The organism is Pseudomonas crudilactis, assembly GCF_013433315.1.
GTDB lineage: Bacteria > Pseudomonadota > Gammaproteobacteria > Pseudomonadales > Pseudomonadaceae > Aquipseudomonas > Aquipseudomonas crudilactis.
Window position 1 is genome coordinate 1 of record NZ_WXVV01000030.1, and the last position, 26,227, is coordinate 26,227.

22 protein-coding genes are annotated in these 26,227 nt (G+C 58.6%); 11 read left to right on the forward strand and 11 right to left on the reverse strand.

Annotation, left to right across the window (positions count from 1 at the left end; translation table 11 throughout):
- The first annotated feature begins 271 nt into the window (after positions 1 to 271).
- Entirely contained in the window at positions 272 to 2,164 is a 1,893-nt protein-coding gene (gene mrdA, locus GTU76_RS26150) for a penicillin-binding protein 2 (RefSeq protein ID WP_180699951.1), read from the forward strand.
- Between the two features lie 58 nt (positions 2,165 to 2,222).
- Here the strand turns inward: mrdA and GTU76_RS26155 are convergent, their stop codons facing one another.
- The 4 genes from GTU76_RS26155 to GTU76_RS26170 form a co-directional block, all read right to left on the reverse strand.
- Entirely contained in the window at positions 2,223 to 2,894 is a 672-nt protein-coding gene (locus GTU76_RS26155; RefSeq protein ID WP_180699952.1) for a hypothetical protein, read from the reverse strand.
- 85 nt (positions 2,895 to 2,979) lie between these two features.
- The gene (locus GTU76_RS26160; RefSeq protein WP_016983714.1) at positions 2,980 to 3,186 is read right to left on the reverse strand and encodes a helix-turn-helix domain-containing protein; all 207 of its coding nucleotides are present in this window, start codon (positions 3,184 to 3,186) and stop codon (positions 2,980 to 2,982) included.
- Positions 3,187 to 3,195: 9 nt separating this feature from the next.
- The gene (locus GTU76_RS26165; protein ID WP_175553669.1) at positions 3,196 to 3,801 is read right to left on the reverse strand and encodes a hypothetical protein; all 606 of its coding nucleotides are present in this window, start codon (positions 3,799 to 3,801) and stop codon (positions 3,196 to 3,198) included.
- Positions 3,802 to 4,101: 300 nt separating this feature from the next.
- Positions 4,102 to 4,740, reverse strand: coding sequence for an NAD(P)H-dependent oxidoreductase (locus GTU76_RS26170; protein WP_016983716.1), 639 nt, complete (start codon positions 4,738 to 4,740; stop codon positions 4,102 to 4,104).
- 114 nt (positions 4,741 to 4,854) lie between these two features.
- On the opposite strand from GTU76_RS26170, the gene GTU76_RS26175 reads away from it, so the two are divergent.
- Complete coding sequence (locus tag GTU76_RS26175; protein WP_016983717.1) at positions 4,855 to 5,295, forward strand: MerR family transcriptional regulator; 441 nt, start codon at positions 4,855 to 4,857, stop codon at positions 5,293 to 5,295.
- 73 nt (positions 5,296 to 5,368) lie between these two features.
- Here GTU76_RS26175 and GTU76_RS26180 read toward each other — a convergent pair whose 3' ends face one another.
- Both GTU76_RS26180 and GTU76_RS26185 read right to left on the reverse strand, forming a co-directional pair.
- A complete protein-coding gene (locus tag GTU76_RS26180) occupies positions 5,369 to 5,773 on the reverse strand; it encodes a lysozyme inhibitor LprI family protein (protein ID WP_016983718.1) in 405 nt (134 codons plus the stop codon).
- A gap of 56 nt (positions 5,774 to 5,829) precedes the next feature.
- Positions 5,830 to 6,750 (reverse strand): ADP-ribosylglycohydrolase family protein, encoded by a 921-nt coding sequence (locus GTU76_RS26185; RefSeq protein WP_016983719.1) that lies wholly within the window; start codon positions 6,748 to 6,750, stop codon positions 5,830 to 5,832.
- Between the two features lie 197 nt (positions 6,751 to 6,947).
- On the opposite strand from GTU76_RS26185, the gene GTU76_RS26190 reads away from it, so the two are divergent.
- Both GTU76_RS26190 and GTU76_RS26195 read left to right on the forward strand, forming a co-directional pair.
- The gene (locus GTU76_RS26190; RefSeq protein WP_016983720.1) at positions 6,948 to 7,436 is read left to right on the forward strand and encodes an SRPBCC family protein; all 489 of its coding nucleotides are present in this window, start codon (positions 6,948 to 6,950) and stop codon (positions 7,434 to 7,436) included.
- Positions 7,423 to 8,238, forward strand: a complete 816-nt coding sequence (locus GTU76_RS26195; RefSeq protein ID WP_180699953.1) for an aminoglycoside phosphotransferase family protein — start codon at positions 7,423 to 7,425, stop codon at positions 8,236 to 8,238. Before GTU76_RS26190 ends, GTU76_RS26195 begins: the two co-directional genes overlap by 14 nt.
- A gap of 289 nt (positions 8,239 to 8,527) precedes the next feature.
- Here the strand turns inward: GTU76_RS26195 and acnA are convergent, their stop codons facing one another.
- Positions 8,528 to 11,269 (reverse strand): aconitate hydratase AcnA, encoded by a 2,742-nt coding sequence (gene acnA, locus GTU76_RS26200; RefSeq protein ID WP_180699954.1) that lies wholly within the window; start codon positions 11,267 to 11,269, stop codon positions 8,528 to 8,530.
- Positions 11,270 to 11,491: 222 nt separating this feature from the next.
- Here acnA and rlmM point away from each other — a divergent pair, with 222 nt between their 5' ends.
- Entirely contained in the window at positions 11,492 to 12,565 is a 1,074-nt protein-coding gene (gene rlmM / locus GTU76_RS26205; RefSeq protein ID WP_038369412.1) for a 23S rRNA (cytidine(2498)-2'-O)-methyltransferase RlmM, read from the forward strand.
- 163 nt (positions 12,566 to 12,728) lie between these two features.
- Positions 12,729 to 12,980: a sulfurtransferase TusA gene (gene tusA, locus GTU76_RS26210; RefSeq protein ID WP_007910424.1), complete on the forward strand. Its 252-nt coding sequence runs from the start codon at positions 12,729 to 12,731 to the stop codon at positions 12,978 to 12,980.
- Between the two features lie 133 nt (positions 12,981 to 13,113).
- On the opposite strand, the gene GTU76_RS26215 is transcribed toward tusA, so the two are convergent.
- Positions 13,114 to 14,523, reverse strand: a complete 1,410-nt coding sequence (locus tag GTU76_RS26215; protein ID WP_180699955.1) for an MATE family efflux transporter — start codon at positions 14,521 to 14,523, stop codon at positions 13,114 to 13,116.
- 159 nt (positions 14,524 to 14,682) lie between these two features.
- On the opposite strand from GTU76_RS26215, the gene pdxB reads away from it, so the two are divergent.
- A complete protein-coding gene (gene pdxB, locus GTU76_RS26220; protein WP_016983725.1) occupies positions 14,683 to 15,825 on the forward strand; it encodes a 4-phosphoerythronate dehydrogenase PdxB in 1,143 nt (380 codons plus the stop codon).
- Positions 15,826 to 15,993: 168 nt separating this feature from the next.
- On the opposite strand, the gene GTU76_RS26225 is transcribed toward pdxB, so the two are convergent.
- Entirely contained in the window at positions 15,994 to 16,173 is a 180-nt protein-coding gene (locus GTU76_RS26225) for a PA1571 family protein (RefSeq protein WP_038369402.1), read from the reverse strand.
- Between the two features lie 255 nt (positions 16,174 to 16,428).
- On the opposite strand from GTU76_RS26225, the gene GTU76_RS26230 reads away from it, so the two are divergent.
- Positions 16,429 to 18,234: an ABC transporter transmembrane domain-containing protein gene (locus GTU76_RS26230; protein WP_180699956.1), complete on the forward strand. Its 1,806-nt coding sequence runs from the start codon at positions 16,429 to 16,431 to the stop codon at positions 18,232 to 18,234.
- An 82-nt stretch (positions 18,235 to 18,316) separates the two neighbouring features.
- Here GTU76_RS26230 and GTU76_RS26235 read toward each other — a convergent pair whose 3' ends face one another.
- Positions 18,317 to 20,245, reverse strand: a complete 1,929-nt coding sequence (locus GTU76_RS26235; RefSeq protein WP_180699957.1) for a transglycosylase SLT domain-containing protein — start codon at positions 20,243 to 20,245, stop codon at positions 18,317 to 18,319.
- A 214-nt stretch (positions 20,246 to 20,459) separates the two neighbouring features.
- Here GTU76_RS26235 and GTU76_RS26240 point away from each other — a divergent pair, with 214 nt between their 5' ends.
- A complete protein-coding gene (locus GTU76_RS26240) occupies positions 20,460 to 22,382 on the forward strand; it encodes an ATP-binding cassette domain-containing protein (protein ID WP_016986754.1) in 1,923 nt (640 codons plus the stop codon).
- Between the two features lie 174 nt (positions 22,383 to 22,556).
- Here GTU76_RS26240 and GTU76_RS26245 read toward each other — a convergent pair whose 3' ends face one another.
- Positions 22,557 to 22,994 (reverse strand): universal stress protein, encoded by a 438-nt coding sequence (locus GTU76_RS26245; protein ID WP_016986753.1) that lies wholly within the window; start codon positions 22,992 to 22,994, stop codon positions 22,557 to 22,559.
- A gap of 103 nt (positions 22,995 to 23,097) precedes the next feature.
- Between GTU76_RS26245 and GTU76_RS26250 the strand changes: the two genes are divergently transcribed.
- Both GTU76_RS26250 and fadB read left to right on the forward strand, forming a co-directional pair.
- Entirely contained in the window at positions 23,098 to 23,535 is a 438-nt protein-coding gene (locus GTU76_RS26250; RefSeq protein WP_175553675.1) for a hypothetical protein, read from the forward strand.
- 517 nt (positions 23,536 to 24,052) lie between these two features.
- On the forward strand, positions 24,053 to 26,200 hold the full coding sequence (gene fadB / locus GTU76_RS26255; protein ID WP_016986751.1) for a fatty acid oxidation complex subunit alpha FadB: 2,148 nt from the start codon (positions 24,053 to 24,055) through the stop codon (positions 26,198 to 26,200).
- Positions 26,201 to 26,227: the final 27 nt, after the last annotated feature.

Consider the following 26,227-nt stretch of genomic DNA (forward strand, 5'->3'; position numbering starts at 1 on the left):
GCCGATGGTAGTGTGGGGTTTCCCCATGTGAGAGTAGGTCATCGTCAAGATTAAATTCCGAAACCCCAATTGCGAAAGCAGTTGGGGTTTTGTTTTGTCCGCAGGAAAGTTTTCGTGGGACACCGCTGTCCCAACCGTCGCAAGAAATGGCCATTGGGGAAATTCCTTCTGAGTGACCGGGCAGTTTTTGGTATGGTGCAGCTCGTTTTTTAACGGACTGATGTCATGCCCACGGATCGGCACTCATTTATGTCAAAGAGTTGCTGTAGAAATGCCTGAACCTATCCCGATCAAGGACCACGAAAAAGAGACGCGTCTGGTCAACAAACGGTTGATCGCCTGCGCCATGTTCGTCTTCGCCATCAGTTGCGCCCTGGTCGTGCGCCTGTACATCCTGCAAGTGGTGGAATTCGACTACCACTCGACCATCTCGGAAAACAATCGCGTCCACGTCTTGCCGATCCCGCCGACACGCGGCTTGATCTACGATCGCAATGGTGTGCTGCTCGCGGATAACCGTCCCAGTTTCAACCTGACCATCACCCGCGAACGCGCGACCGACGTCAATCAAGAACTGGACGAAGTCATCAATCTCCTGCACCTGCCTGCAGAAGATCGCACAGTCTTCGATAAAGCCATGAAGCAGTCCCGCCACCCGTTTACGCCGGTGACGCTGTTCTATGAGCTGACGGAGGAGCAAATTGCCGTACTGGCCGTTAACGAGTTCCGCCTCCCGGGCCTGGATGTCGAGCCGCAGTTTGTCCGCAATTACCCACTCGGCGCGCACTTCGCCCACTCGATCGGTTACGTTGGCCGGATCAACGAAAAAGAATCCAAAACCCTCGACTCGGTCGAGTATCGCGGTACTCAATCCATTGGCAAAACCGGCATCGAACGTTTCTATGAAGCGCAGCTACACGGCCACGTCGGTTATGAAGAGGTGGAAACCAACGCCCAAGGACGCGTACTCCGAGTGCTTAAACACACCGACCCGGTTCCCGGCCAGAACATCGTCCTGAGCCTCGACATCAAGCTGCAGGAAGCTGCCGAAGCCGCACTGGGTGACCGCCGTGGTTCTGTCGTAGCGCTTGATCCGTCGACCGGCGAAGTGTTGGCCATGGTCAGCAATCCGAGCTTCGACCCGAATCTGTTCGTCACTGGCATCAGCTCCAAGGAATACTCGGCACTACGAGACTCGATCGACCGGCCACTGTTCAACCGCGTACTGCGCGGGCTCTACGCACCGGGCTCGACGATCAAGCCAGAGGTGGCCATCGCTGGCCTCGATGCCGGTGTGGTGACGCCGCAGACGCGCGTCTTCGACCCCGGTTATTACCAGCTCCCGGACTTCGATCACAAGTACCGCAACTGGAACCACAGCGGCGACGGCTGGGTGGACATGGACGCGGCGATCATGCGTTCCAACGACACCTACTTCTATGACCTGGCACACAAGCTCGGTATTGATCGTCTGCACGATTACATGGCGATGTTCGGCCTCGGCGAGAAAGTCTCTCTGGACATGTTCGAAGAGTCTCCCGGTCTGATGCCATCGCAAGCGTGGAAGCGCGCGACTCGCCGGCAAGCCTGGTACCCGGGCGAAACGGTCATCCTCGGCATCGGCCAGGGCTACATGCAGGTCACGCCACTGCAACTGGCTCAGGCCACGGCATTGATCGCCAACAAAGGTGTATGGAACCGGCCGCACCTTGCCAAAACCGTCGATGGCGTTGCCCCGGTCGATGAGCATCCGATGCCGAACATCCTGCTCAAGGATCCGCGAGATTGGGAACAGGTCAATCACGGCATGCAGATGGTGATGCACGATGCCCGAGGCATCGCTCGTGCGGCCGCGGCCGGTGCGCAATACCGTATCGCTGGCAAGAGTGGTACGGCGCAGGTGGTGGCGATCAAGCAAGGCGAACGCTACAACCGCGAGAAAACCCTTGAACGCCACCGCGATAACGCCTTGTTCGTTGGCTTTGCGCCGGCCGAGCATCCGAAGATTGCGATTTCGGTGATGATCGAGAACGGCGAGGCCGGTGGTCGTGTCGCCGGCCCTGTGGTGCGGCAGATCATGGATGCCTGGCTACTTGATCAGGACGGCCATCTCAAGCCGCAATACGCGGCGCCGACCAGGGCGCCTGGAGACCCGCATGTCTAACGGTTCGCAGCCTCGGCTCATGCTGGTTGAGCCGAGGCTGTGAGTTGCCCTGCAAAGCCTATTTGCAGCGGTAACCCTCGGGCATCGTGACGGTGTAGTTGCGTTGTACACGGTCCTCGAAGTTCAGGTTCTGCAAGCCTTGCTCCACTAGAAAGTCTTCGACCCTGGAGGACTGGCAGTCTTCGTTATAGGACGAAGCGCGAAGCAGGTAGACCGGGCGCTTACTGACTTCATCGCGTGCAGTGGCAACGAAGGTGCTGAGCGTGGTGTAACCGGTGCGCTCCGACGTCCCTACCGGGCCATAGGTCGTGTTCGGTTTACTCGTGCACGTCAGCCGGTCGTCTTTTTTCTTGCTGGTCTTGCACACGGTAGAGGTGCTGGTCGGCACTTGCCCGTACTCGGTGGCGGTATAACGGTAAGTCACCTGTCGGCTGCCGACATCGAGGCTGATGGTCATTTTTATCGGTGCATGTTTCTTCGGCAGACTGGCGTCGGTATAAACCTCCTGGAAGCCCCTGTCTTTCAACGCATTAACCATGTCGCGAAGATAGTAGCGGGCATTAAGAGCGTTTTCGTCGCTGCCAGTCGCAGACGTCACCAGTACAGTCGCCTTTCGATCAAAATGATAATCCGGATCAGGTGTGGCATTTAGCGCCACGTCCATTTGCGTGGCGCAGCCGCTGATCAACGCTGTCAGTAAAAACAGCGTGCAGAATAAAAACCGGGTCATGACAAAGCCGCCTTACAAACTAAGGATTGAATAAGAGTCAAACGCTGTGGACTGGCGACAATTAACTCGCGCTGATGCGCAAGGCTCAGTCCTTCTGAAATTCCAGCAAATCGCCTGGCTGGCAATCGAGTGCTGCGCAGAGCTTGTCCAGGGTGGCCATTTTCACGCCCTTGACCTTGCCATTTTTCAGTAATGACAGGTTGGCCTCGGTAATGCCCAGCAGGCTGGCCAATTCTTTCGAGCGAATTTTTTGCGTGGCCATGACAACGTCAAGGCGGACGATAATGGTCATTGTATTGTTCTATATGTATTGGCTTTGCTCATCGCTGAGTACTTTTGCATCGCGCATGATAATTGAAAACAAACAGAGCAATACGCCTTTGACAATCTCGTAGGCAGAAGTGGAAGACAGACCGACCGAGAACTGAAAAATACGATCCCCTGGCGGCAGATCAATAGACAGGGCTAAACCTTGCAGGGTCTCTACCAGCGGGTAGGCGGCCGGAGAAATGATGCACAGAATTCCCACTCGCCATAACACCGTGATGTTGCGCTCGGTCCAGGTTTCACCGCGGGACAAGCGCAGGAAAAACAACCCTGTCAGCCAAAGTACGTAGGTCGAAAGCAGAACGGGCAGGAAATCCAGAACGACGAGCAGCGCAGTGACCAGTGGCGAGAGCCATGTGTCGGGGGCAAGCAGCGCTCCTTCGACAAACGGATCAAGCAATTGCGGCGAGTTTTCGGCGAAGGCGTAGAGTAGAGCCGCGAGCATTTCATCGGTTTTGAAGAACCAGATCGAAGCGTTGCCACCAACCTCGGTCACCCCTAAGACCCAGACAAGAATCGCTGCCAGTAGTCCGACCCAATGCATGCGCTGCAGTGCCAATCCGTTGTTACGAGTACTCATGAAAAATCCTTGCGGTGTCATTGGGAATGACTAATTCTCGATGTTAAATTATCGAATGGCAATAATAAATTGTTCTTCTTTTGTGAAGGTCGCTCTTGGCATCGAGATGCCGGGGGCCACAGCATCATTCTCGGTTCATTCGCTATGGGGAGAATTTCAAGGTCGATGGGCTCTCGAGTTCCAAACAAGTCGAGAGCAGGGGAGGGGCGCGATCCACTCGGTGGCCGCTGGTATGGCAGGAATTGATTAGAGCGGGGACACACGCCATAGGCATGTTTCAGTCGCCCGCTCTCACAGGGCTTACTTGATCTCGGTAATGAAGTTTTCCCGCGAGCGGCGAACCTTTTTCAAGTTGACCAACCAGTCTCCCTCAGTGGCTCTATGCCCCAGCGGCAGAATTACCACACTGCGCAGGTTGCGGGCCGCGAGTCCGAGGATTTCATCGATGGCTGCCGGGTCGAATCCTTCCATCGGTGTGGCATCGACTTCTTCAAACGCTGCGGCGATCAAAGCCGAGCCCAAACCGATATAAGCCTGACGCGCAGCCGCCTGATAATTAGCCTCCTTGCCACGTCCAGCAACAATGCCCAAGAGCATCTGACGGTAATTTTCCCAACCTTCGTTAATGGTCCCGCGTACTTCGTTAGTCAGGTCAAACATCATGTTGACCCGCTCGGCAGTGATGTCGTCCCACGCGGCAAACACCAACAAATGAGAACAGTCGGTAACCTGCTGCTGATTCCAGCTGACGGCTTTGATCTTTTCGCGAACCTCTGCATTGGTCACTACGAGCAATTCAAAGGGCTGCAGTCCACTTGATGTCGGCGTTAACCGCACCGCTTCCAGAATGCGCTCGATTTTTTCATCGGACACCGTCCGGGAAGGGTCGTACTTTTTCGTTGCGTAGCGCCATTTCAGCAGGTCTGTCAGTGTACTCATCATCAAATTCCATAAAGGTGAAAGATGTTCAGGTGGGTCAATAACGACTGGCTGTCGTGCTGAACCTGGGCTTATGCTAACGATTAAAGCCAACTTGAAGGTCAAGCAGTTTTTATGAAGATTGGAGAAGTTTCCAAGCGCACCGGTGTTGCCGCTTCGGCCATTCGCTATTACGAGGAGCAAGGTTTGCTGGAGCCTTCTACCCGTGACGCCAACGGATATCGCCACTATGTCGAGGCGGCTGTCGCGCGATTGATTCTGGTGCGCGATGCTCAGAGGCTGGGATTTTCTCTCGATACCATACGCGGTCTTTTCTTGCAGGATGGCAGTTGTTCGAAATCGCTGACCATCGAGCAAATCGATATCCGTATGGATGAGATACGCCAGATCGAGGCCAACCTGGCGCTACAGCGGGAGGGCTTGTTGCGGCTACGGCATGTGCTTGAGGAAAGTTTGCGCAGTGGTGCTCCTGTCGTGTGCGCGAGTGTGCACCGGGCCGAGTCGTATCGGCCTGAGCAGAACATGATCACGCGCAACGCATTGCACGGGCGTTGACCCACATTTGAAATGCATTCCAATGTGGGAACGAGCCTGCTCGCGAAAGATCACTCAAAACCGCCGCAAAAAATCAGGCCCCGGGCACCGGGCAGCTCATGTCACCTTCTTCACACTTCAAATACTGTTTCAGCGCCTCGACCCGCACTTTGGTCACTCCAGTCAGACAACTGCTGTAAACCCACGGATAAACGCTCCCGCCCGTTACCCCGGACGATGAGAACTTGCACTCGGCGTCCCGAAACCCCAGCCACGCCCGTTGCGCACTGACCAACAGCTTCTTGCCATCCGGGTTGTCCTTCAAACGCCCGGTGATCTGCTGATACACCGCGTTCAACTCCTTGTCCGCTGCTTTGAAGTCCTGCCCGGCGCACTGATTCATCGTCGCCTGATCGCTGGCATTGGCGCAGTCGACGGCGGCGTGGGCGAGGGGAGTGAACAGGAAGGGCGTGAGAGCCAGAAGCAGGCGTGGGGACATGGTCAAATCTCGCTGTATCGAAGTAAGTGCCGAGCAGTGTAGCGGCTGCGTCGCGCTTATTCAGGCGGGCGCATTCGGGAAGCCGAGAGCAAACGGTCGGCGGTCGCCGCAATCTCTTCACCGTCGTGCAGCTTTTCCAGCCAGTGTTCAGGAATCCCCCGTACGCCGTAATAGGCACCGGCCAACTGACCGGTAATCGCGGCGGTGGTATCGGCGTCATCGCCCAGGTTGGCCGCCCGCAAAATGGCCGCTTCGAAGCTGTCCGTGTGGTGAAAGCACCACAACGCCGCTTCCAGCGACTGCACGCTGTAGCCACTACCTTTGATCTCTGCCTCGGACAGACCGAGGAAATCGCCACGCCCAATTGAAGCGACCTTGGGTTGCGAGAAGCTGACGAGTGGCAGCTGACGCAGTTCTGCCTTGCTCGCGCCTTCAAGCGCGCAGGCAATCAACCCGGCCAACAATTGGCAGCATTCGATGGCTTCAGGTGCTGCGTGGGTGGTTCGCGAACTGTCGGCGGCAAAGCTCTGGATTTGCCGGGCGTCGGGAAAGTAGAACAGCACCACCGGCACCAGACGCATCAGCGAACCGTTGCCGGCACTGTACGGGTCGGTCGAGCCGGCGAAGGGATCAGCGGTTTGTTGATATTGCGCCAGCGCCTGACTGACGGTCATGCCGATATCGAAACACTCACCGGTCGAACTCAGATAACCCCATTGCCACCAGTTGAGGTAGCGGCCCATTTGATCGGCAGCATTGAATCCATTCTTGTTCAGCAGGCTTTCTGCCAGACACAGGGCCATGGAGGTGTCATCGGTCCATTGTCCTGGCTTGAGGTGGAACGGGCCACCGCCGACCATATCGGTCAACGGTTGGAATGATCTCCGTGGTTTGAACTCAACCGTAGTACCGACAGCGTCGCCGCATGCCAGACCAAGCAGGGCACCGCGGTAACGTTCGGCGAGGGATGGCGGCATGATTCGTCCTTGTTATTTCAAATTCGCTGGAAAAGGTAACAGTTTCATTGGGCGAAGGGTGCGTGGATCCATCACTGAACCGGTCAGAAAACTGCAGCTTGATGTTTCCTTGCTGATGAATGACTGCACCGCTCTGATACAACTTCACATTGGACATGTGGTCATACAAGCCTAGTGTTCAGAACAGGAGGTGACGTATGAAACCAGTACCCAATAGTTTCGAACGCAAAATCACGCTCAAGGCGACGCGTTCGCATGTCTGGCGTGCATTGGTCGATGCCGAGGCGTTTGGCCAGTGGTTTGGGGTGGCGCTGGAGGGCCGGCGGTTTATTGCCGGTGAATGGACGCAAGGGCAGGTCACGTATCCGGGTTATGAACACGTGTTATGGAACGTGCTGATCGAGCGGGTCGAGCCACAGCAGTTGTTTTCGTTTCGTTGGCATCCGTATGCGGTGAACCCGAAAATCGACTATTCCCAGGAGCCGACCACGCTGGTCAAATTCGAGCTGCAGGATTATGAGGACGGCACGCTGCTCAAGGTTTCCGAGTCGGGTTTCGCGCATATCCCGGATGTTCGCCAGAAAGAGGCTTATTTCATGGACAGCCGTGGCTGGGAAGAGCAGTTGAGCCGACTCGAACAGTTTCTTGCCGAGAGCGCCAAGGCCCGCGAGCGTGACGGTGGCTGACATTTTCGAACCTTGGCTGAAACGCTGGGCGCTGGTGCGGGATGGCGCGCCGATTATTACGCCCGGCAGCCGTCTGCTGCCGGTACGCGTGAACAATAGGCCGGTGATGCTCAAGGTTGCGCTGGATGTCGACGAAAAGTACGGCAATCAGCTGATGACCTGGTGGGACGGTGACGGTGCGGCGCAAGTACTGGCGCATCACCAGGATGGGCTGTTGATGGAGCGCGCCATGGGCCGACGCTCGCTGATGCACATGGCAGTGAATGGCGAAGACGACGGGGCGAGCCGGATTCTCTGTTCGGCGCTGGCACGATTGCATGCACCGCGCGTGACACCACCGCCGCCGCTGGTGGAGTTGGGGCCATGGTTTGCATCGCTGCGAGTCGCTGCTGCCCAACACGACGGTCTCTATAGCCTGAGCCTGCAAACCGCCGCAACCCTGCTCGCCGATCCACAGGATGAGGTGGTGCTGCACGGCGACATGCATCACGACAACGTTCTGGATTTCGGCGAGCGTGGCTGGCTGGCAATCGATCCGAAGCGGGTCAGGGGCGAGCGTGGTTTTGATTACGCCAACCTGATGTGCAATCCGGACTTGCCGACGGCCACGGATCCCGCGCGTTTTCGCCGGCAGCTGGATGTGATTGTCGAGGCTGCCGGGCTAGATCGCCGCAGGCTGCTGCAATGGGTGCTGGCGTTCGCCGGTTTGTCGGCGGCGTGGTTTCTCGAGGATGACGCACTGGAGCAGGCCTCAGGGCAGCTGAAAGTCGCGCAGATCGCGGCTTCAATGCTCGATGCCTGACAGGGCTAAGGGTTTTCGGAAGGGTTGCTATGGCGAATGTCTTACACGCATTGGTAGCTTTTACGACTATTGCCGATTGGATCCACTGCGTAATCTACACACATCAACTGAGACACAGGGAGTGTTTCAGGATCATGGATGATCGACCATTTGCAAGGATCGCTGCCGACAGGGAGTCGATAATGGTCTTGGGAAAAACCCGCTTCGGCGGGTTTTTTTTCGTCCATGGAAAAGTGCATTGCTCTAACGGAAACACCGCCGAATGGCGGTGTTTCTATATCAGCAGATCTTACGAAGCGATCAACTGGCGCAAGACGTAATGCAAAATCCCGCCCGATTTGAAGTACTCGACCTCATTCAACGTATCGATCCGGCACAGCACTTCGATTTTTTCCTGACGCCCATCCTCACGAGTGATCACCAACGGCAAGTTCATTCGCGGTGTCAACTCGACGCCGGTCAGACCCTGGATTTCGAAGGTTTCCTTGCCGGTGAGATTGAGGCTCTTGCGGTTCTGATCAAGCTTGAACTGCAGCGGCAGCACACCCATGCCCACCAGGTTGGAACGGTGAATCCGCTCGAAGCTTTCCGCGATCACCGCTTTGACACCCAGCAGATTGGTGCCCTTGGCTGCCCAGTCACGGCTGGAACCGGTGCCGTATTCTTGCCCGGCAACCACCACCAGCGGCGTGCCCGAAGCCTGATACTTCATGGCCGCGTCGTAAATCGCCAGTTTCTCGCCGCTCGGAATGTAGATCGTGTTGCCACCTTCTTCACCGCCGAGCATTTCATTGCGGATACGGATATTGGCGAAGGTGCCGCGCATCATCACTTCATGGTTGCCACGCCGTGAACCGTAAGAGTTGAAGTCCCGCGGCTCGACGCCTTTTTCGCGCAGATAACGCCCGGCCGGGCTGTCAGCCTTGATGTTGCCGGCAGGGGAGATGTGGTCGGTGGTCACCGAATCGCCGAGCAGGGCCAGCACCCGCGCACCTTTGACATCCTTGATTTCCGGCAACGGCCCGGAAATATCGTCGAAGAACGGCGGATGCTGGATGTAGGTCGAATCGTCCTGCCACACGTAAGTCGCCGCTTGCGGCACCTCGATAGCTTGCCACTGTTCATCACCGGCAAATACTTCGGCGTATTCCTTGTGGAACATTGCCGTGCTGACCTGATTCACCGCATCGGCGATCTCTTTACTCGATGGCCAAATGTCGCGCAGGTACACCGGATTGCCTTGCTGATCTTCGCCCAGCGGTTCGCTGCTGATGTCGCTGCGCACGCTGCCAGCCAAGGCATAGGCGACCACCAGCGGCGGGGAGGCCAGCCAATTGGTTTTCACCAGCGGATGCACGCGGCCTTCGAAGTTGCGGTTGCCGGAGAGCACCGAAGCGACGGTGAGGTCGGCTTTCTGGATGGCTTTCTCGATCGGCTCCGGCAGCGGCCCGGAGTTGCCGATACACGTGGTGCAGCCATAGCCGACCAGTGAAAACCCGAGCTGGTCGAGGTATTGCGTCAGCCCCGCAGCCTTGTAGTAGTCGGTGACCACTTTCGAGCCCGGAGCCAGCGAACTCTTCACCCACGGTTTGCGGGTCAGCCCTTTCTCCACGGCTTTTTTCGCCAGCAGCCCGGCGGCCATCATCACGCTCGGGTTGGAGGTGTTGGTGCAAGAGGTGATCGCGGCGATGACGACTGCGCCGTTTTTCAGGCGATAAGTGTGGCCTTCGTACTCGTATTCGGCTTCGCCGACCAGATCGGCATTGCCCACCGCGACCCCTCCACCGCCCTCGCTTTCCAGACGTCCTTCTTCTTTACTGGTGGGTTTGAATTGCAGATCGATGAAGTCGCTGAAGGCTTGCGGCACATTCGGCAGCGACACGCGATCCTGCGGGCGTTTCGGTCCGGCCAGACTCGCTTCGACACTGCCCATGTCCAGCGCGAGGCTGTCGGTGAACACCGGTTCCTGACCGGGCAGGCGCCACAGGCCCTGGGCCTTGGTGTAGGCCTCGACCAGTTTCACCGTTTCTGGCGGCCGCCCCGACAGGCGCAGGTATTCCAAAGTCACGTCATCAACCGGGAAGAAGCCGCACGTCGCGCCATATTCCGGGGCCATGTTGGCGATGGTCGCACGGTCGGCCAGCGGCAGATCAGCGAGACCGTCGCCGTAGAATTCGACGAATTTGCCCACTACGCCTTTCTTGCGCAGCATCTGCGTGACGGTCAGCACCAGGTCGGTGGCGGTGATGCCTTCCTTGAGTTTGCCGGTCAGTTGGAAGCCGATCACTTCCGGAATCAGCATCGATACCGGTTGCCCAAGCATCGCCGCTTCGGCTTCGATCCCGCCGACGCCCCAGCCGAGTACGCCGAGGCCGTTGATCATCGTTGTGTGCGAATCGGTACCGACCAGGGTGTCGGGGAACGCATAGGTGCGGCCGTCCTCATCCTTGGTCCACACGGTGCGGCCGAGGTATTCGAGGTTGACCTGGTGGCAGATGCCGGTGCCCGGCGGCACCACGCTGAAATTGTCGAAAGCGCTCTGGCCCCAACGGAGGAAGGCATAACGTTCGCCGTTGCGCTGCATTTCGATGTCGACGTTCTGCTCGAACGCGCTGGCGGTGGCGAACTTGTCGACCATTACCGAGTGGTCGATCACCAGGTCCACCGGCGATAACGGATTGATTCGCTGTGGATCGCCGCCGGCCTTGGCCATCGCTGCGCGCATGGCGGCAAGGTCGACCACGGCGGGTACGCCGGTAAAATCCTGCATCAGGACGCGGGCAGGGCGGTACTGAATTTCGCGATCGGAGCGACGCTCCTTGAGCCACGCGGCAATCGCTTTGAGATCGGCGCCGGTGACAGTTTTTTCATCTTCCCAGCGCAGCAGGTTTTCCAGCAGGACTTTCAGCGACATCGGCAGCTTGTCGAGGTCGCCCAGGCTTTTGGCGGCATCCGGCAAACTGAAATAGTGGTAGGTCTTGTCGTCGATTTGCAGGGTTTTGAGCGTTTTCAGGCTATCGAGGGACGGCATTACAATCACTCCTTTGAATCCGCACGGCTACGGATTGAGGGGACGGGCAGAGCTATCAACGTAGCCCTGTTTTCATTAGCTGGCTAATAACTGGACTCTATGGGCAAGTCCAAGGTTCCGACATCGGCTATCATGCGCCGGTTTTCGTGACAGGCTTTGCTTCAGCGCAAGGCCTGAGCATCGCGCAGGGGCCGAATCACCGCCCTCTGCCCAGGAGTAAGAATGAACACCCTATTCATGCATTGCCGGCCAGGCTTCGAAGGCGAAGTCTGTTCGGAGATTTCCGACCTCGCCGCCCAACTCAATGTGGCCGGCTACGCCAAGGCCAAAGCGGCCACCGCGTGCGCCGAATTCGTCTGCACCGAAGAAGACGGCGCCGAGCGTCTGATGCGCGGTCAGCGTTTCGCCGAATTGATCTTCCCGCGCCAATGGGCGCGCGGGGTTTTCATCGATCTGCCGGAAAACGACCGTATCAGCGTGATCCTCGCGCACATGGCTGACTTCCCGGTGTGCGGCAGCCTGTGGCTGGAAGTCGTCGACACCAATGACGGCAAAGAGCTGTCGAATTTCTGCAAGAAATTTGAAGGCCCGCTGCGCAAGGCGCTGACCGGCGCCGGTAAACTGGTGGAGGACGCCAGCAAGCCGCGTCTGCTGCTGACCTTCAAGAGCGGTCGTGAAGTGTTTCTGGGGATGGCCGATGCCGGTAACTCGGCGATGTGGCCAATGGGCATTCCGCGCCTGAAGTTCCCGCGTGAAGCGCCAAGCCGCTCGACGCTGAAGCTGGAAGAGGCGTGGCACCACTTCATTCCGCGTGATCAGTGGGAAGATCGCCTGCACAGCGACATGACTGGCGTTGACCTCGGCGCCGCGCCGGGTGGCTGGACCTGGCAACTGGTCAATCGCGGCATGCTGGTGACCGCCATCGACAATGGCCCGATGGCCGAAAGCCTGATGGATACCGGTCTGGTGCAGCACTTGATGGCCGACGGTTTCACCTTCAAGCCTAAGCAACCGGTGGACTGGATGGTCTGCGACATCGTCGAGAAACCGGCGCGCAACGCCGCGATGCTCGAAGAGTGGATCGGCGAGGGGCATTGCCGAGAGGCCGTGGTCAACCTGAAATTGCCGATGAAGCAGCGCTATGCCGAAGTGAAGCGTTTGCTCGAACGGATTGCCGATGGTTTCAAGGCGCGCGGGATCAAGGTCGATATCGGCTGTAAGCAGCTGTATCACGACCGCGAAGAAGTGACCTGCCACTTGCGCCGGCATGACACCAAGAAAGCCAAATCTCGCTGAAACAACACAAAACCCTGTAGGAGCTGCCGCAGGCTGCGATCTTTTGATCTTGAAAAGCAAAGATCGCAGCCTTCGGCAGCTCCTACAGAGGTGTGGCGTAACGCCACAGATGACCGAATACCCGGCAATGCGCGACAATGCCGGCCAGTTTCAGGAGTGAATCATGAGTGAAATGATCGATACCCCGGTCGACGGCACCCTCGACGCTACCGGCCTCAATTGCCCGGAACCGGTGATGATGCTGCACCAGCACATCCGTGATCTGGTGCCCGGCGGCCTGCTCAAGGTGATCGCCACCGACCCCTCGACCAAACGCGACATCCCCAAATTCTGCGTGTTTCTCGACCATGAACTGGTGAGCCAGCACGAAGAGGCCGGTACTTACCTGTACTGGATCCGCAAGAAACACGCTTAACAGCAGCTACACATAAAACAACTGTGGGAGCGAGCTTGCTCGCGAAAGCGGAGTGTCAGTCACTGTAAATGTCGACTGGATCACCGCATTCGCGAGCAAGCTCGCTCCCACTTTTTTGTCCTGTGTTAATGGCTTAGCCTGCGCTACGACTGATCCGAATACGCTTGCGCGCACTGCGCGTCAAACGGATCGACAACATCAACGCCGCACAGCTCAAGCCCACGATCAGACCCTGCCACAAACCGCTCGGGCCGCGTGGCTCACCGAGCCAGTCGGTCAGGCCGAGGGCATAACCCACCGGCAAACCAATGCCCCAATAAGCGAACAGGGTCAGGATCATCGTCACCCGAGTGTCCTGATAACCGCGCAGTGCGCCGGCAGCGGTGACCTGGATGGCGTCGGAAAACTGGAACAGCGCCGAGTACACGATCAGCATCGCCGCAATGTGAATCACCGTCGGGTCAGCGGTGTAGATCGCTGCAATCGGTTCACGCAGCAGCAACATCATGCTCGCCGACAGGCAGGCGTAGGCCAGCGCAGTGCCCATGCCGACACCCGCGGCAAACCGTGCCTCGCGTGGTTCTTCGCGGCCCAGCGCCTGACCGACGCGCACGGTAACGGCCATGCCCAGCGAGTACGGAATCATGAACACCAGCGAGCTGACGTTCAGCGCAATCTGGTGTCCGGCTACCACGGTGGCGCCGAGGCTGCCGATCAGCAGGGCGATCACGGCAAAAATGCTCGACTCGGCAAACACCGCGATGCCAATCGGCAGACCAATCCCCAGCAGACGTTTGATCACCGCCCATTGCGGCCAGTCGAAACGACTGAAGATTTCGCTCGAAAGATAGGCCGGGGCCCAGCGCTCATACCCGGCCAGCCCCAGCGCCATCACCCACATCACGATCGCCGTGGCCCAGCCGCAGCCGACGCCGCCCATCGCCGGCACACCGAAGTGGCCGTAGATGAAGATGTAGTTCAGCGGAATGTTTAGTGCCAGACCGCACAGACCCAGCACCATCGCCGGACGGGTACGGCCGATGCCGTCACTGGTGCAACGCAGCACGTGATAGAACGCCACGGCCGGCAGACCGCTGGCGATGCCGTGCAGGTATTGCATGCACGGACCGATCAGCTCCGGGTCGACCTTCATCAGGTGCAACACCGGTTCGGCGGCAACCAGCATCGCGGTCGCGATCAGCCCGACCACCAGCGCCAGCCACAACGCCTGACGGACGATCGGGCCGATCTCGCTGTGGGTGCCGGCGCCAAAGCGCTGGGCGACTTTCGGCGTGGTTGCCAGCAGCGTGCCGGTCATCAGCAGAAACACCGGCACCCAGATCGAGTTGCCCAGCGCCACGGCCGCCAGATCCTTGGGCCCGACGCGGCCGGCCATCACCGCATCGACGAAGCCCATGGCCGTGGTTGCCAGTTGCGCGATGATGATCGGCAACGCCAGGGCGAGCAGGTTCTTGAACTCCAGGCGAATACGCGCGGGGCGGGTGAGGGAAACAGCGACAGGTTGATCAGTTACAGAGTTCACGGGCAAAGCGTCCACAGGTGTTGATGCGCAAGGCGCCGCATTCTACGCCGCTGACGCCTTGGTCAGGAAAAATCCTCTGTTGCGGATTTGTAAGCGCAAAGCCTGCTGGCCGGGCGACCGATCTGCACCTAAACTGCCGATCCGCCAAAGGAGCCCGCCATGCTGATTGTTGCCGACGAAAATATCCCGCTGCTCGATGCCTTTTTTGCCGGTTTCGGCGAGATCCGCCGGGTGCCGGGCCGTTCCATCGACCGTGCGACGGTCGAGCAGGCTGACGTATTGCTTGTGCGCTCGGTGACCAACGTCAACCGCGCGTTGCTTGAAGGCAGCAAGGTCCGTTTTGTCGGCACTTGCACCATCGGTACGGATCATCTGGATCTCGATTACTTCAATGAGGTCGGCATCACCTGGTCGAGCGCCCCCGGCTGCAATGCCCGCGGTGTGGTCGATTACGTGCTGGGCAGTCTGATGACGCTCGCCGAAATCGAAGGTGTCGATCTCACTCAGCGGATTTACGGTGTCGTCGGCGCCGGTGAAGTGGGCGGGCGTCTGATCAAGGTCCTGAAGGGCTTGGGCTGGAACGTCAAAGTCTGCGATCCACCGCGTCAGGCTGCCGAGGGCGGCGATTACGTCAGCCTTGAAGCGATCATTGAGCAGTGCGACGTGATCAGTCTGCACACGCCGCTGACTCGCAGCGGCGATGGCGCGACCTGGCATTTGTTCGATCAGTCGCGTTTGCAGCAACTCAAGCCCGGCGCGTGGCTGATCAACGCAGCGCGTGGCCCGGTGGTGGATAATGCCGCACTGCGCAACGTGCTGCTGGATCGTGAAGACCTGCAAGCCGTTCTCGATGTCTGGGAAGCCGAGCCCGAAGTTGACGTGGCGTTGGCCGAGCTTTGCGTATTGGCCACGCCGCACATTGCCGGTTACAGCCTTGATGGCAAGCAGCGCGGTACGGCGCAGATCTATCAGGCTTACTGCACATTCCTCGGTCAAGCGGCGAGCATTCAGCTCAGTGATTTGTTGCCGGCTCCGTGGTTGTCAGAAGTCACCCTGCACGCTGACAGCGATCCGGCTTGGGCGCTGGCGATGTTATGCCGTGGGGTGTACGACCCACGCCGCGATGACGCGGATTTTCGCCGCAGCCTTGTAGGCAATGTCGGCGAGCAGCGTGCGGCGTTCGATGTGTTGCGCAAGCAGTATCCCGTGCGGCGTGAGATTGAAGGGCTAAAGGTGCGGATTGAAGGGGCGTCGCCAGAGTTGGCGAGGATCGTGGCGGCGCTGGGGGCGGTGGCTGTCTAGAAACCGAGTCGGCCCTTTCGCGAGCAGGCTCGCTCCCACATGGATCTGTCATGCACTGAAGATCTGCTGTGGGAGCGAGCCTGCTCGCGAAGGCCGCGCCACAAGTGCCGGATCTGCAGACAGAAAAAACCCGGCCAAAGGGGCCGGGTCAGGAAGACGGTGGCTATATCACTCTTGTTCGGCAGGCTTGACCAATCGCTTCTCCAGCTCGCTGCACGCTTGCTGGATCATTTCTTCAGTGATCGGTACTTCGCGCCCATCCTTATCCAGTATCGAGCAACCCAGAGATTGGCCGGGCTTGGTGCGGATCACTTCAATTTTGTCTTCGCTGCTGTGTTGCAAGGACATGGCCTGTCTCCTCATCAGGTTGTGCGCCTAGGGTAAAACCGCCACGTGACCGGGCTGTGACAACTCCCTGCGGTCTGTCAGTGGAGGCATCTCCACTCAAACAGAAACGACCGCTCGTCTCAACCGGGACTTTAGACCAATAGTAACTATGGCCTAGTCTTTGGGGGCATATTTAACCTGACTCATTGTGATTTACAGAGTTCCGCCCCAAGAAGGTTTAGGCTAGCCCTTTCACCAACACGGATGTGTACCTGAATGACCCCGAAGCTTTCTTCACGACACCGTCGCGCTTTGCGTTTGACCCGTCGATTTCTGGCCCCTTACCGCTGGCAGGTCATTGCTGCGCTGCTGGCGTTGATCGTCACCGCCGCCGTCACGCTGTCGATGGGGCAGGGGATCAAACTGTTGGTCGACCGTGGCTTCATGACCCAGTCGCCGCATCAGCTCAACCAGAGCATCGGCATCTTCATGCTGATGGTGTTGGGGTTGGCGGTCGGCACGTTCGCGCGGTTTTACTGGGTGTCGTGGATCGGCGAGCGTTGCGTGGCCGATATCCGCCGTGAGGTATTCAACCATCTGGTCTATTTGCACCCCGGCTTCTACGAGAACAACCGCAGTTCGGAGATCCAGTCGCGGCTGACTGCCGACACAACGCTGCTGCAATCAGTGATCGGCTCGTCGCTGTCGATGTTCCTGCGTAACCTGTTGATGGTGATTGGCGGTGTCATCCTGCTGTTCGTGACCAATGCCAAACTCACCAGCATCGTGGTGATTGCTTTACCGTTCGTGGTCGCACCGATCCTGATTTTCGGTCGGCGCGTACGCAATCTGTCGCGATTGAGCCAGGACCGGGTGGCCGATATCGGCAGCTATGTGTCGGAAACCCTCGGCCAGATCAAAACCGTGCAGGCCTACAACCACCAAGTCCAGGATGAGCGCCGTTTTGCGACAACCGTAGAGGATGCCTTCGACACGGCGCGCAAACGCATCTTCCAGCGCTCGTGGATGATCACCATGGTGATCGTGCTGGTGCTCGGCGCGGTGGCGGTCATGTTGTGGGTCGGCGGCATGGACGTGATTGCCGGGCGCATCACCGGTGGTGAACTGGCGGCGTTTGTTTTCTACAGTCTGATTGTCGGCAGTGCGATCGGCACCTTGAGTGAGGTGATTGGCGAACTGCAACGCGCGGCAGGTGCCGCAGAGCGCATCGCCGAACTGCTGGGGTCGGAAAACATCATCCAGCCGCCCACCACCGGGCTGGTGACCTTGCCCCAGCGCGTGCGCGGCGAGCTGCAATTGCAGGAAGTGCGGTTTTCCTACCCTTCGCGTCCTGAAAGCTACGCCGTCAACGGCTTGAATCTGACCATTCGGGCTGGAGAGACGCTGGCGCTGGTGGGGCCGTCCGGTGCGGGCAAGTCCACCGTGTACGACTTGCTCTTGCGTTTTTATGATCCGCTGGAAGGGCAGATCCTCATCGATGGCGTGCCGCTGACCAGCCTTGATCCGCTGGACCTGCGTCGCCACTTCGCCCTGGTCTCGCAGTCGCCGGCGCTGTTCTTTGGCAGCGTTGAAGAGAATATTCGTTACGGCAATCCGGGGGCGACACTGGAACAAGTCATGGACGCGGCAAAAATTGCTCACGCTCACGACTTCATCGAGAAAATGCCCAACGGTTACCAGACCCATCTTGGCGATGGTGGCCTCGGTCTTTCCGGTGGCCAGCGTCAGCGCCTGGCGATCGCCCGGGCGTTGCTGGTCGACGCACCGATCCTGCTGCTGGACGAGGCCACTAGCGCCCTCGATGCGCAGAGCGAACATTTGATTCAGGAAGCGCTGCCGAGTCTGATGCAGAACCGCACCACGCTGGTGATCGCGCATCGACTGGCCACGGTGAAAAACGCTGACCGGATTGCAGTGATGGATCAGGGCAAACTTGTGGCCATTGGTACTCATCAGGAACTGATTGCCAGCAATCCGCTGTATGCACGGTTGGCGGCGTTGCAGTTCAATGATGGCAAGAGCGCTTCAACGAATCCTGTCACCGATCCTGCCATTCACTAAGTAACCGCTCAGGTTGTACCTATAAAAAATGCCCGTATCTCGCGATACGGGCATTTTTTGTTACTGGGCGTCAGCCGCGTGATCACTGATCATCAAAATACCGCTCATGCCAATCCACCAGCGGCTGCGGTGAATTGAGCTTCTGGCCGTAAATCACCGAGTACGACAGCACGTTCTGCACGTATTGACGGGTTTCGTCGAACGGGATGCTTTCCACCCAGACGTCGAAACTCAGGTGATCGGCGCCGCGCAGCCATTGGCGTACGCGACCCGGTCCGGCGTTGTAGGCGGCGGAGGCGAGGACGCGGTTGCCGTTGAACTGGCTGTGCACCTGGCTCAGGTAAGCGGCGCCGAGCTGGATGTTCTTGTCCGGATCCAGCACCTGCTGCGGCGAGGCCAGCGGTATGCTGAACTTGCGCGCGGTTTCCTTGGCGGTGCCGGGCATCAGTTGCATCAGGCCGCTGGCGCCGACGCCGGAACGGGCGTCGTCCATGAAGGCACTTTCCTGGCGAGTAATGGCAAACACCCAGCTCGAATGCAGGCCACGCACCTTGGCTTCACGCACGAGGGTTTCGCGGTGGGCCATCGGGAAGCGGATGTCCAGATCATCCCAGTACTGCGCCTGGCTGATGGTGCGGATCGCCGGAAAGTACCATTTCAAGTCATAGGCGAGTTTCGCCTGGGCAACCATTTCATCGCGGTTGAAATGGCGGCTGACGTGATACCACTCGCGACGACCGTCGACGATCTGCCCGCGAGCATGGAATTCCAGCGCGCGGCGCACGCCCGGGGTGTTGCGCACCTTGTTGATCAGCGCCTGGCTGAGCACCAGTGGCTTGTTGTTCAGCGAGTACGGCGATTGCGAGCGGTCGGCGGCGAGGAAACCGTAGAAGTCACGTTCGCGCGCAAGGTTTTTGTACAGCGTTTGCGCTTCCGGGTTCTGCGGCTGGGCCAGTTCCAGACTGCGTGCCTGCCAGTAGCGCCAGCGGTTGGTGGTGGCCAGATCCTGCGGCAGACGGCGGGTCAACTGATAGGCGTCGTCCCAACGGGCCAGACGCAACAGCAGGCGCAAACGCCATTCCGAGACAGTGTTGTCGCGCAACTCCGGGTCGTACTTGGTCATCACGTCCAGCGCGCGGCTGTCGAAGCGGCGGGCGAGAGTCAGGCCGATTTCCCGGGCGATCGCGACTTTTTCATCGCGGGAGAAATGCATGCTGCTGGCGTAGCCGTCGAGCAGCGCCATGGCCTTGTCCGGATCCTGACGCGCGAGGCGACGCAGGCCGAGGCTGACCACGTCGGACATCGGCTCGTCGGCCGGGGTGAAGCGTGAAGGCTGATTGAGCAGCTCGGGTTTCTGCGCCACATCCACCAGCAGGCGACCGCGTGGGGCGAGGGTGGTCAAGCCGTTGACCAGGCTGTTGGCCAGTGGATAGTTACGCGTCTGAGCGGCGAGTTTGGTGCGCTCCCAGCGTTTCTGTTCGGTGAGCTGACCATCGGCGGCCCAGAGGCCGAACAGTGCGTCACACGCAGCGGGTTGTGATTTACCGGTCAGCCAGAGCTTGTCGGCGTTGGCGTAACCCTCGGCCTTGTGACCGCTGCTGATCTGGTACTGCGCGTTGAGGCAGTCCAGTTCAGTGAAGTTGAGTTTCGGGTCGTAATATTTGACGAAGGTTGCCCAGTCACCACGGTCGGCGAGCCAGCGCAACCAGCGCAGTTTCATCCAGTTGGCCTGGGGCAGGTCACCGTGTTCGGCGAGGAATTTCTCGATTTCCGCATTGCTCGCGGTTTTCAGGCGCGCGGTCAGTTCGTCGTAAGCCAGATACGGTTCCAGCGGATAATCGGCCAGCGCTTGGCTGTAACGGAAATACGGGCCGGTATCACCCTTGGCCAAGGCGCGCTTGGCTTCATCGTAATACTGGCGTTGGGTGGACAGGTCCACCGCCTGAGCGGATTGAGCGGCAGCGGCGGTAAGTAGCAAGCAGGACAAGACACTGAAAAGGCGACTGCGCATGAGACATCCGGGCAGAGAAATCATGACAAGTGCCGACCTCGGTCAGCACTGAATTGTCTGTAGCTTAGCCTTTTGCCAGCAAGCGGCGAAAGCTTTGCCGGCCTCGCAGCACAAGTTCGCAACAAATGTTGTGCAGAGTGCTTCGACAGACAAATTGCCGGCCTGCTGAAGCCCTAATTCAGGTAGAATGCGCGCCCGGTTTTTGGAGAAGCTCATGACCCTGCTCAAATTCAGCGATGTGTCCCTTGCGTTCGGCGCTATGCCGTTGTTGGACAAGGTGTCCTGGCAGATCGCCCGTGGTGAGCGGGTGTGCATCATCGGCCGCAACGGCACTGGCAAGTCCAGCATGATGAAACTGGTCAAGGGCGACCAGAAGCCCGATGAAGGCTCGGTGTGGCGTGCCCCCGGTCTGAAAATCGGCGAATTGCCGCAAGAATTGCCGGTGGCCGACGATCGGACGGTGTTCGACGTGGTCGCTGAAGGCCTTGATGGCGTGGGCGCGTTGCTCGCCGAATACCATCACCTTGCGCAGAACTGCGTCACTGAAGAAGACCTGAACAAGCTGATGCACGTTCAGCAAGACCTCGAAGCCCGTGATGGCTGGCGCTTGCAGACGCTGGTCGAGAGCACTTTGAGCCGCCTGCAACTGCCGGCCGACAAGACCCTCGCCCAGTTGTCCGGCGGCTGGCGTCGTCGCGTGCTGCTGGCACAGGCGCTGGTGTCCGAGCCGGATCTGCTGCTGCTCGACGAACCGACCAACCACCTGGACATCGGTGCGATTGCCTGGCTCGAAGAAGCGCTGAAAGATTTCCAGGGCGCCGTGCTGTTCATCACGCACGACCGTTCCTTCCTGCAAAACCTCGCCACGCGCATCCTCGAACTGGATCGCGGTGGCCTGATCGACTGGAACGGCGACTACGCCAGTTTCCTTGTGCACAAAGAAGCCGCGCTGGCGGCTGAAGAAACCGCCAACGCGCTGTTCGACAAGAAACTGGCCCAGGAAGAAGTCTGGATCCGCCAGGGCATCAAGGCTCGCCGCACCCGCAACGAAGGCCGCGTCCGCGCCCTGAAAGCCCTGCGCGTTGAGCGTAGCGAACGTCGTGAGCGCACCGGCAAGGCCAACATTCAGTTGGACACTGCCGACAAGTCCGGCAAGCAGGTGATGGTCCTCGAGAACGTGAGTTTCGCTCATCCGGGTGGCCCGTTCCTGATCAAGGACTTCTCGATGGTGCTGACGCGCGGCGACCGTATTGGTCTGCTCGGCGCCAACGGTACCGGCAAGACCACTCTGCTGAAACTGATGCTCAGCGGTCTGCAACCGACCAGCGGCAAAGTGGAAGAAGGCACGCGGATCGACGTGGCCTACTTCGACCAGTTGCGCCATCAGCTGGATCTGGAAAAAACCGTGATCGACAACGTCGCCGAGGGGCGCGACTTCATCGATATCGACGGCCAGAGCCGTCACGTGCTGAGCTACCTCGGCGACTTCCTGTTCAGCCCGCAGCGTGCCCGCACGCCGGTCAAGGCGCTGTCGGGTGGTGAGCGTGCGCGTCTGTTGCTGGCCAAGCTGTTCAGCAAACCGGCGAACCTGCTGGTCCTCGACGAACCGACCAACGACCTCGACGTGGAAACCCTCGAGCTGCTTGAAGAAGTGCTGCTGACTTTCAATGGCACCGTGCTGATGGTCAGCCACGACCGGGCATTCCTCGACAACGTGGTCACCAGCACCCTGGTCTTCGAAGGCGAAGGCAAGGTGCGTGAATACGTCGGCGGCTATCAGGACTGGATCCGTCAGGGTGGTTCGCCGCGTCTGCTGGGCGTAACCGAAAGCAAGTCGGGCAAGGCTGACTTGAACTCCGCCGTGGTGACCGCTGAGCCTGCTGTGGTCGCAGCGCCTGCCGCTGCTGCCCCGGCGGCCAAGAAGAAGCTGAGCTACAAGGTGCAGCGTGAGCTGGAAGCATTGCCGGGCGATATCGATGCCAAGGAACAGCAGATTGCTGTCGTGGAAGCCGAAATGGCTGAAGCTGGCTTCTATCAGCGTCCTGCGGCTGAAACGGCCAAGGTGATTGCTTCGCTGGAGCAGTTGCAGGCTGAGCTGGATGCGTTGATGGAGCGTTGGGCCGAGCTGGATGCCTGATTGATCCTGATGTGAAAAAGCCCGGCGTTCAGTGATGAACGCCGGGCTTTTCATATGTAAACGCAGTTCCCTTGTAGGAGTGAGCCTGCTCGCGATAGCGGTTTAGCATTCAACGAACTCGTCGACTGTCAGAACGTTATCGCGAGCAGGCTCACTCCTACATGGAATGGTATTTCAGCGTTTGACCAAGTGGACGGCGAGGACGTCGCATGGCGCGCCGTGCAGCACGTCATTGGCGGTCGAACCCAGCAACAGCGCCAGACCATGTCGGCCATGACTGCCGACCACGATCAGATCGCACGTTTGTTCCTTGGCGAAATGATGGATTTCCTGGCGTGGCTGGCCATAGGTCAGGTGGCAGTTGGCGCCTTCGAGTTCGGAATACTTGAGCTTCAGACGCTCAAGACGCTCCTTGGCCTGATCAAACTGCTGTTGTTGCAGTTGTGACAGATCCATTGGCACGTCGCCGCCGAACGCCATGGCCATCGGCTCGACAATATGCACCAGCGACAGCTTGGCGTTATTGCTCACCGACAGCTCGCGGGCGCGGTGAATCACAGGGTCGCACTCTTCGGTCAGATCTACGGCGACCAGGATGTGGTGGTAGGGCATGAGGTGCTCCTCGTGGGATTTCAATATTGTTAAGTATGGCTGGTTTCAAGCGCAATGGTTCCAAAGTGACACAATGCGCTCACCAAGAATTGGGAATAGAGATATGACGGTCTGGTTGGTGGTGTCAATCCTGCTGGTGGTTTTAAGTCCGCTGGCGTGGTTACGCCCATCGCGCGCGCAAAGCGGTCGCATCGCCCTGCGTATGGAGGCACGACGCATCGGTCTGGCCATGCAACTGGCACCTCAGGAATGGCCACACTGGCTGGCGCAAGAGCCACCAAACCCGTGCGCGCAGTATCATCGGCCGCGCCGTGGCAAGTCGCCTGCCTGCTGGACTTACTGGCAGAAGTCGCCGGGTGTGTGGGTCAATCAGTGGCAGGAAGTCTGCGAGGACCCTGCGCTGCTTAATCATTTCGAAAAATTGCCGGGCAACGTTTTCAAAGTCGAGGCAGACAAGCAGATGATCGCTTTGTATTGGGGGGAGAAGGGCGAAGCATCTGTTTTGCAGGATATCGACGCCACCCTGAAAGCGCTGGCGTGACGCGCGGACTTTTCGCACTGCAACGGTGTGAAACGTCCGGCAGACGCGCAATAAAAAGCCCGACATGATTCATCGGGCGGAGTTGGCCAGGCAGGCCGGAAATCTTTTTGATGCTGGGTCAGTCAGCGCATTTCCCTGTCGTCCACCCAGCGTAGCCCTTTAAACAAGGGCTGCTGCGAATTAGGGCGACTTTTCTAACTATTGATTCTATGAATGGCTTCACATGCAGACGCGTGTTGCGGGTCTTCGTCTTACAGAAATGACCGCAAAGTCGCATTTCAACCCGTATTTTGGGCGATTGACAATTGTCGGAAATTCCGTGAAGGTGACGTACCCAAATCAAACGGGCGTATGAATTGAGCGTTTGTCTTACAGACTGCTCCTACAGAATCCCGACTATCGCGTTGGCGGGTGTGCCGGGTGGATTGGCGTCAGCATCGACGAAAAAGCGTCCTGCCGAGCCATTCGCCTGCGTCCGACGTGTACTGTTCAGCTTCCATATCGTGGAGATCAGTTGATGATTTACGAAGGTAAAGCCATCACGGTTAAAGCTCTTGAAAGTGGCATCGTCGAATTGAAATTCGACCTCAAGGGTGAGTCCGTCAACAAGTTCAACCGTCTAACCCTGAACGAATTGCGTCAGGCCGTAGACGTCATCAAGGCAGATGCTTCGATCAAGGGCGTGATCGTCAGCAGTGGCAAGGACGTGTTCATCGTCGGCGCCGACATCACCGAATTTGTCGACAACTTCAAGCTGCCGGATGCCGAGCTGGTTGCTGGCAATCTCGAAGCCAACAAGATCTTCAGCGATTTCGAAGACCTCAACGTTCCGACCGTCGCGGCCATCAATGGCATCGCGCTGGGCGGCGGCCTGGAAATGTGCCTGGCAGCTGACTATCGCGTCATGTCCACCAAAGCCAAGATCGGCCTGCCGGAAGTCAAACTGGGCATCTACCCAGGCTTCGGCGGCACCGTGCGTCTGCCGCGCCTGATCGGTGTCGACAACGCAATCGAGTGGATTGCCGCCGGCAAGGAAAACCGCCCTGAAGACGCTCTGAAAGTCAGCGCCGTCGACGCCGTGGTTGCTCCTGAAAAGCTGCAGGAAGCCGCCCTTGAACTGATCAAGCGCGCCATCTCCGGCGAGTTCGACTTCAAGGCCAAGCGTCAGCCGAAACTTGAAAAACTCAAGCTGAACGCCATTGAACAGATGATGGCTTTCGAAACCGCCAAAGGTTTCGTTGCCGGTCAGGCTGGCCCGAATTACCCGGCGCCGGTTGAAGCGATCAAGACCATCCAGAAAGCTGCGAACTTCGGTCGTGACAAGGCGCTGGAAGTTGAAGCCGCCGGTTTCGTCAAACTGGCCAAGACCTCTGCCGCGCAGAGCTTGATCGGTCTGTTCCTGAACGATCAGGAGCTGAAGAAAAAGGCCAAGGCCTACGACGAAATCGCCAAAGACGTGAAGCAGGCCGCTGTACTCGGCGCCGGCATCATGGGTGGCGGTATCGCCTATCAGTCGGCCTCCAAAGGTACGCCGATCCTGATGAAGGACATCAACGAGCACGGTATCGAGCAGGGTCTGGCCGAAGCCGCCAAACTGCTGGTTGGCCGCGTTGATAAAGGTCGCATGACCGCTGCGAAAATGGCTGAAGTACTCAACGCCATTCGGCCAACCCTGTCCTACGGCGACTTCGGTCACGTGGATCTGGTTGTTGAAGCTGTGGTCGAGAACCCTAAGGTCAAGCAAGCCGTGTTGGCTGAAGTCGAAGCGCAGGTCAAAGAGGACACCATCCTCGCGTCCAACACTTCGACTATTTCCATCAGCCTGCTGGCCAAGGCTCTCAAGCGTCCGGAAAACTTCGTCGGCATGCACTTCTTCAACCCGGTGCACATGATGCCGCTGGTGGAAGTGATCCGTGGCGAGAAGTCGAGTGAGCTGGCGGTTGCCACCACCGTTGCCTACGCCAAGAAAATGGGCAAGAACCCGATCGTCGTCAACGACTGCCCGGGCTTCCTGGTCAACCGCGTCCTGTTCCCGTACTTCGGCGGTTTCGCCAAACTGGTCAGCGCCGGTGTGGACTTCGTCCGTATCGACAAGGTCATGGAAAAATTCGGCTGGCCGATGGGCCCGGCATACCTGATGGACGTGGTCGGTATCGACACCGGTCACCATGGTCGTGACGTAATGGCTGAAGGCTTCCCGGATCGCATGAAGGATGACCGTCGTTCGGCCATCGATGTGCTGTACGAAGCCAAGCGCCTGGGTCAGAAGAACGGCAAGGGCTTCTACGCCTACGAGGCCGACAAGAAAGGCAAGCAGAAGAAAGTTGCCGATCCGTCGGTACTGGAAGTGCTCAAGCCGATCGTTTACGAGCAGCGCGAAGTCACTGACGAAGACATCATCAACTGGATGATGATCCCGCTGTGCCTGGAAACCGTGCGTTGCCTGGAAGACGGCATCGTTGAAACCGCCGCCGAAGCCGACATGGGTCTGGTCTACGGTATCGGTTTCCCTCCATTCCGTGGCGGTGCGCTGCGCTACATCGATTCGATCGGTGTTGCCGAGTTCGTTGCCCTGGCTGACCAGTACGCTGATTTGGGCGCGCTGTACCACCCGACCGCGAAACTGCGTGAAATGGCCAAAACCGGCCAACGGTTCTTCGGTTAAGCGTCCCAACTTTTGAGCGAGAGTGAA

Excerpts from the sequence above, each read along its gene's own strand:
- mrdA (WP_180699951.1), top strand. The coding sequence starts at position 272 with ATGCCTGAACCTATCCCGATCAAGGACCACGAAAAAGAGACGCGTCTG.
- GTU76_RS26155 (WP_180699952.1), bottom strand. The coding sequence starts at position 2,894 with ATGACCCGGTTTTTATTCTGCACGCTGTTTTTACTGACAGCGTTGATC.
- GTU76_RS26160 (WP_016983714.1), bottom strand. The coding sequence starts at position 3,186 with ATGACCATTATCGTCCGCCTTGACGTTGTCATGGCCACGCAAAAAATT.
- GTU76_RS26165 (WP_175553669.1), bottom strand. The coding sequence starts at position 3,801 with ATGAGTACTCGTAACAACGGATTGGCACTGCAGCGCATGCATTGGGTC.
- GTU76_RS26170 (WP_016983716.1), bottom strand. The coding sequence starts at position 4,740 with ATGAGTACACTGACAGACCTGCTGAAATGGCGCTACGCAACGAAAAAG.
- GTU76_RS26175 (WP_016983717.1), top strand. The coding sequence starts at position 4,855 with ATGAAGATTGGAGAAGTTTCCAAGCGCACCGGTGTTGCCGCTTCGGCC.
- GTU76_RS26180 (WP_016983718.1), bottom strand. The coding sequence starts at position 5,773 with ATGTCCCCACGCCTGCTTCTGGCTCTCACGCCCTTCCTGTTCACTCCC.
- GTU76_RS26185 (WP_016983719.1), bottom strand. The coding sequence starts at position 6,750 with ATGCCGCCATCCCTCGCCGAACGTTACCGCGGTGCCCTGCTTGGTCTG.
- GTU76_RS26190 (WP_016983720.1), top strand. The coding sequence starts at position 6,948 with ATGAAACCAGTACCCAATAGTTTCGAACGCAAAATCACGCTCAAGGCG.
- acnA (WP_180699954.1), bottom strand. The coding sequence starts at position 11,269 with ATGCCGTCCCTCGATAGCCTGAAAACGCTCAAAACCCTGCAAATCGAC.
- rlmM (WP_038369412.1), top strand. The coding sequence starts at position 11,492 with ATGAACACCCTATTCATGCATTGCCGGCCAGGCTTCGAAGGCGAAGTC.
- tusA (WP_007910424.1), top strand. The coding sequence starts at position 12,729 with ATGAGTGAAATGATCGATACCCCGGTCGACGGCACCCTCGACGCTACC.
- pdxB (WP_016983725.1), top strand. The coding sequence starts at position 14,683 with ATGCTGATTGTTGCCGACGAAAATATCCCGCTGCTCGATGCCTTTTTT.
- GTU76_RS26225 (WP_038369402.1), bottom strand. The coding sequence starts at position 16,173 with ATGTCCTTGCAACACAGCAGCGAAGACAAAATTGAAGTGATCCGCACC.
- GTU76_RS26230 (WP_180699956.1), top strand. The coding sequence starts at position 16,429 with ATGACCCCGAAGCTTTCTTCACGACACCGTCGCGCTTTGCGTTTGACC.
- GTU76_RS26235 (WP_180699957.1), bottom strand. The coding sequence starts at position 20,245 with ATGCGCAGTCGCCTTTTCAGTGTCTTGTCCTGCTTGCTACTTACCGCC.
- GTU76_RS26240 (WP_016986754.1), top strand. The coding sequence starts at position 20,460 with ATGACCCTGCTCAAATTCAGCGATGTGTCCCTTGCGTTCGGCGCTATG.
- GTU76_RS26245 (WP_016986753.1), bottom strand. The coding sequence starts at position 22,994 with ATGCCCTACCACCACATCCTGGTCGCCGTAGATCTGACCGAAGAGTGC.
- GTU76_RS26250 (WP_175553675.1), top strand. The coding sequence starts at position 23,098 with ATGACGGTCTGGTTGGTGGTGTCAATCCTGCTGGTGGTTTTAAGTCCG.
- fadB (WP_016986751.1), top strand. The coding sequence starts at position 24,053 with ATGATTTACGAAGGTAAAGCCATCACGGTTAAAGCTCTTGAAAGTGGC.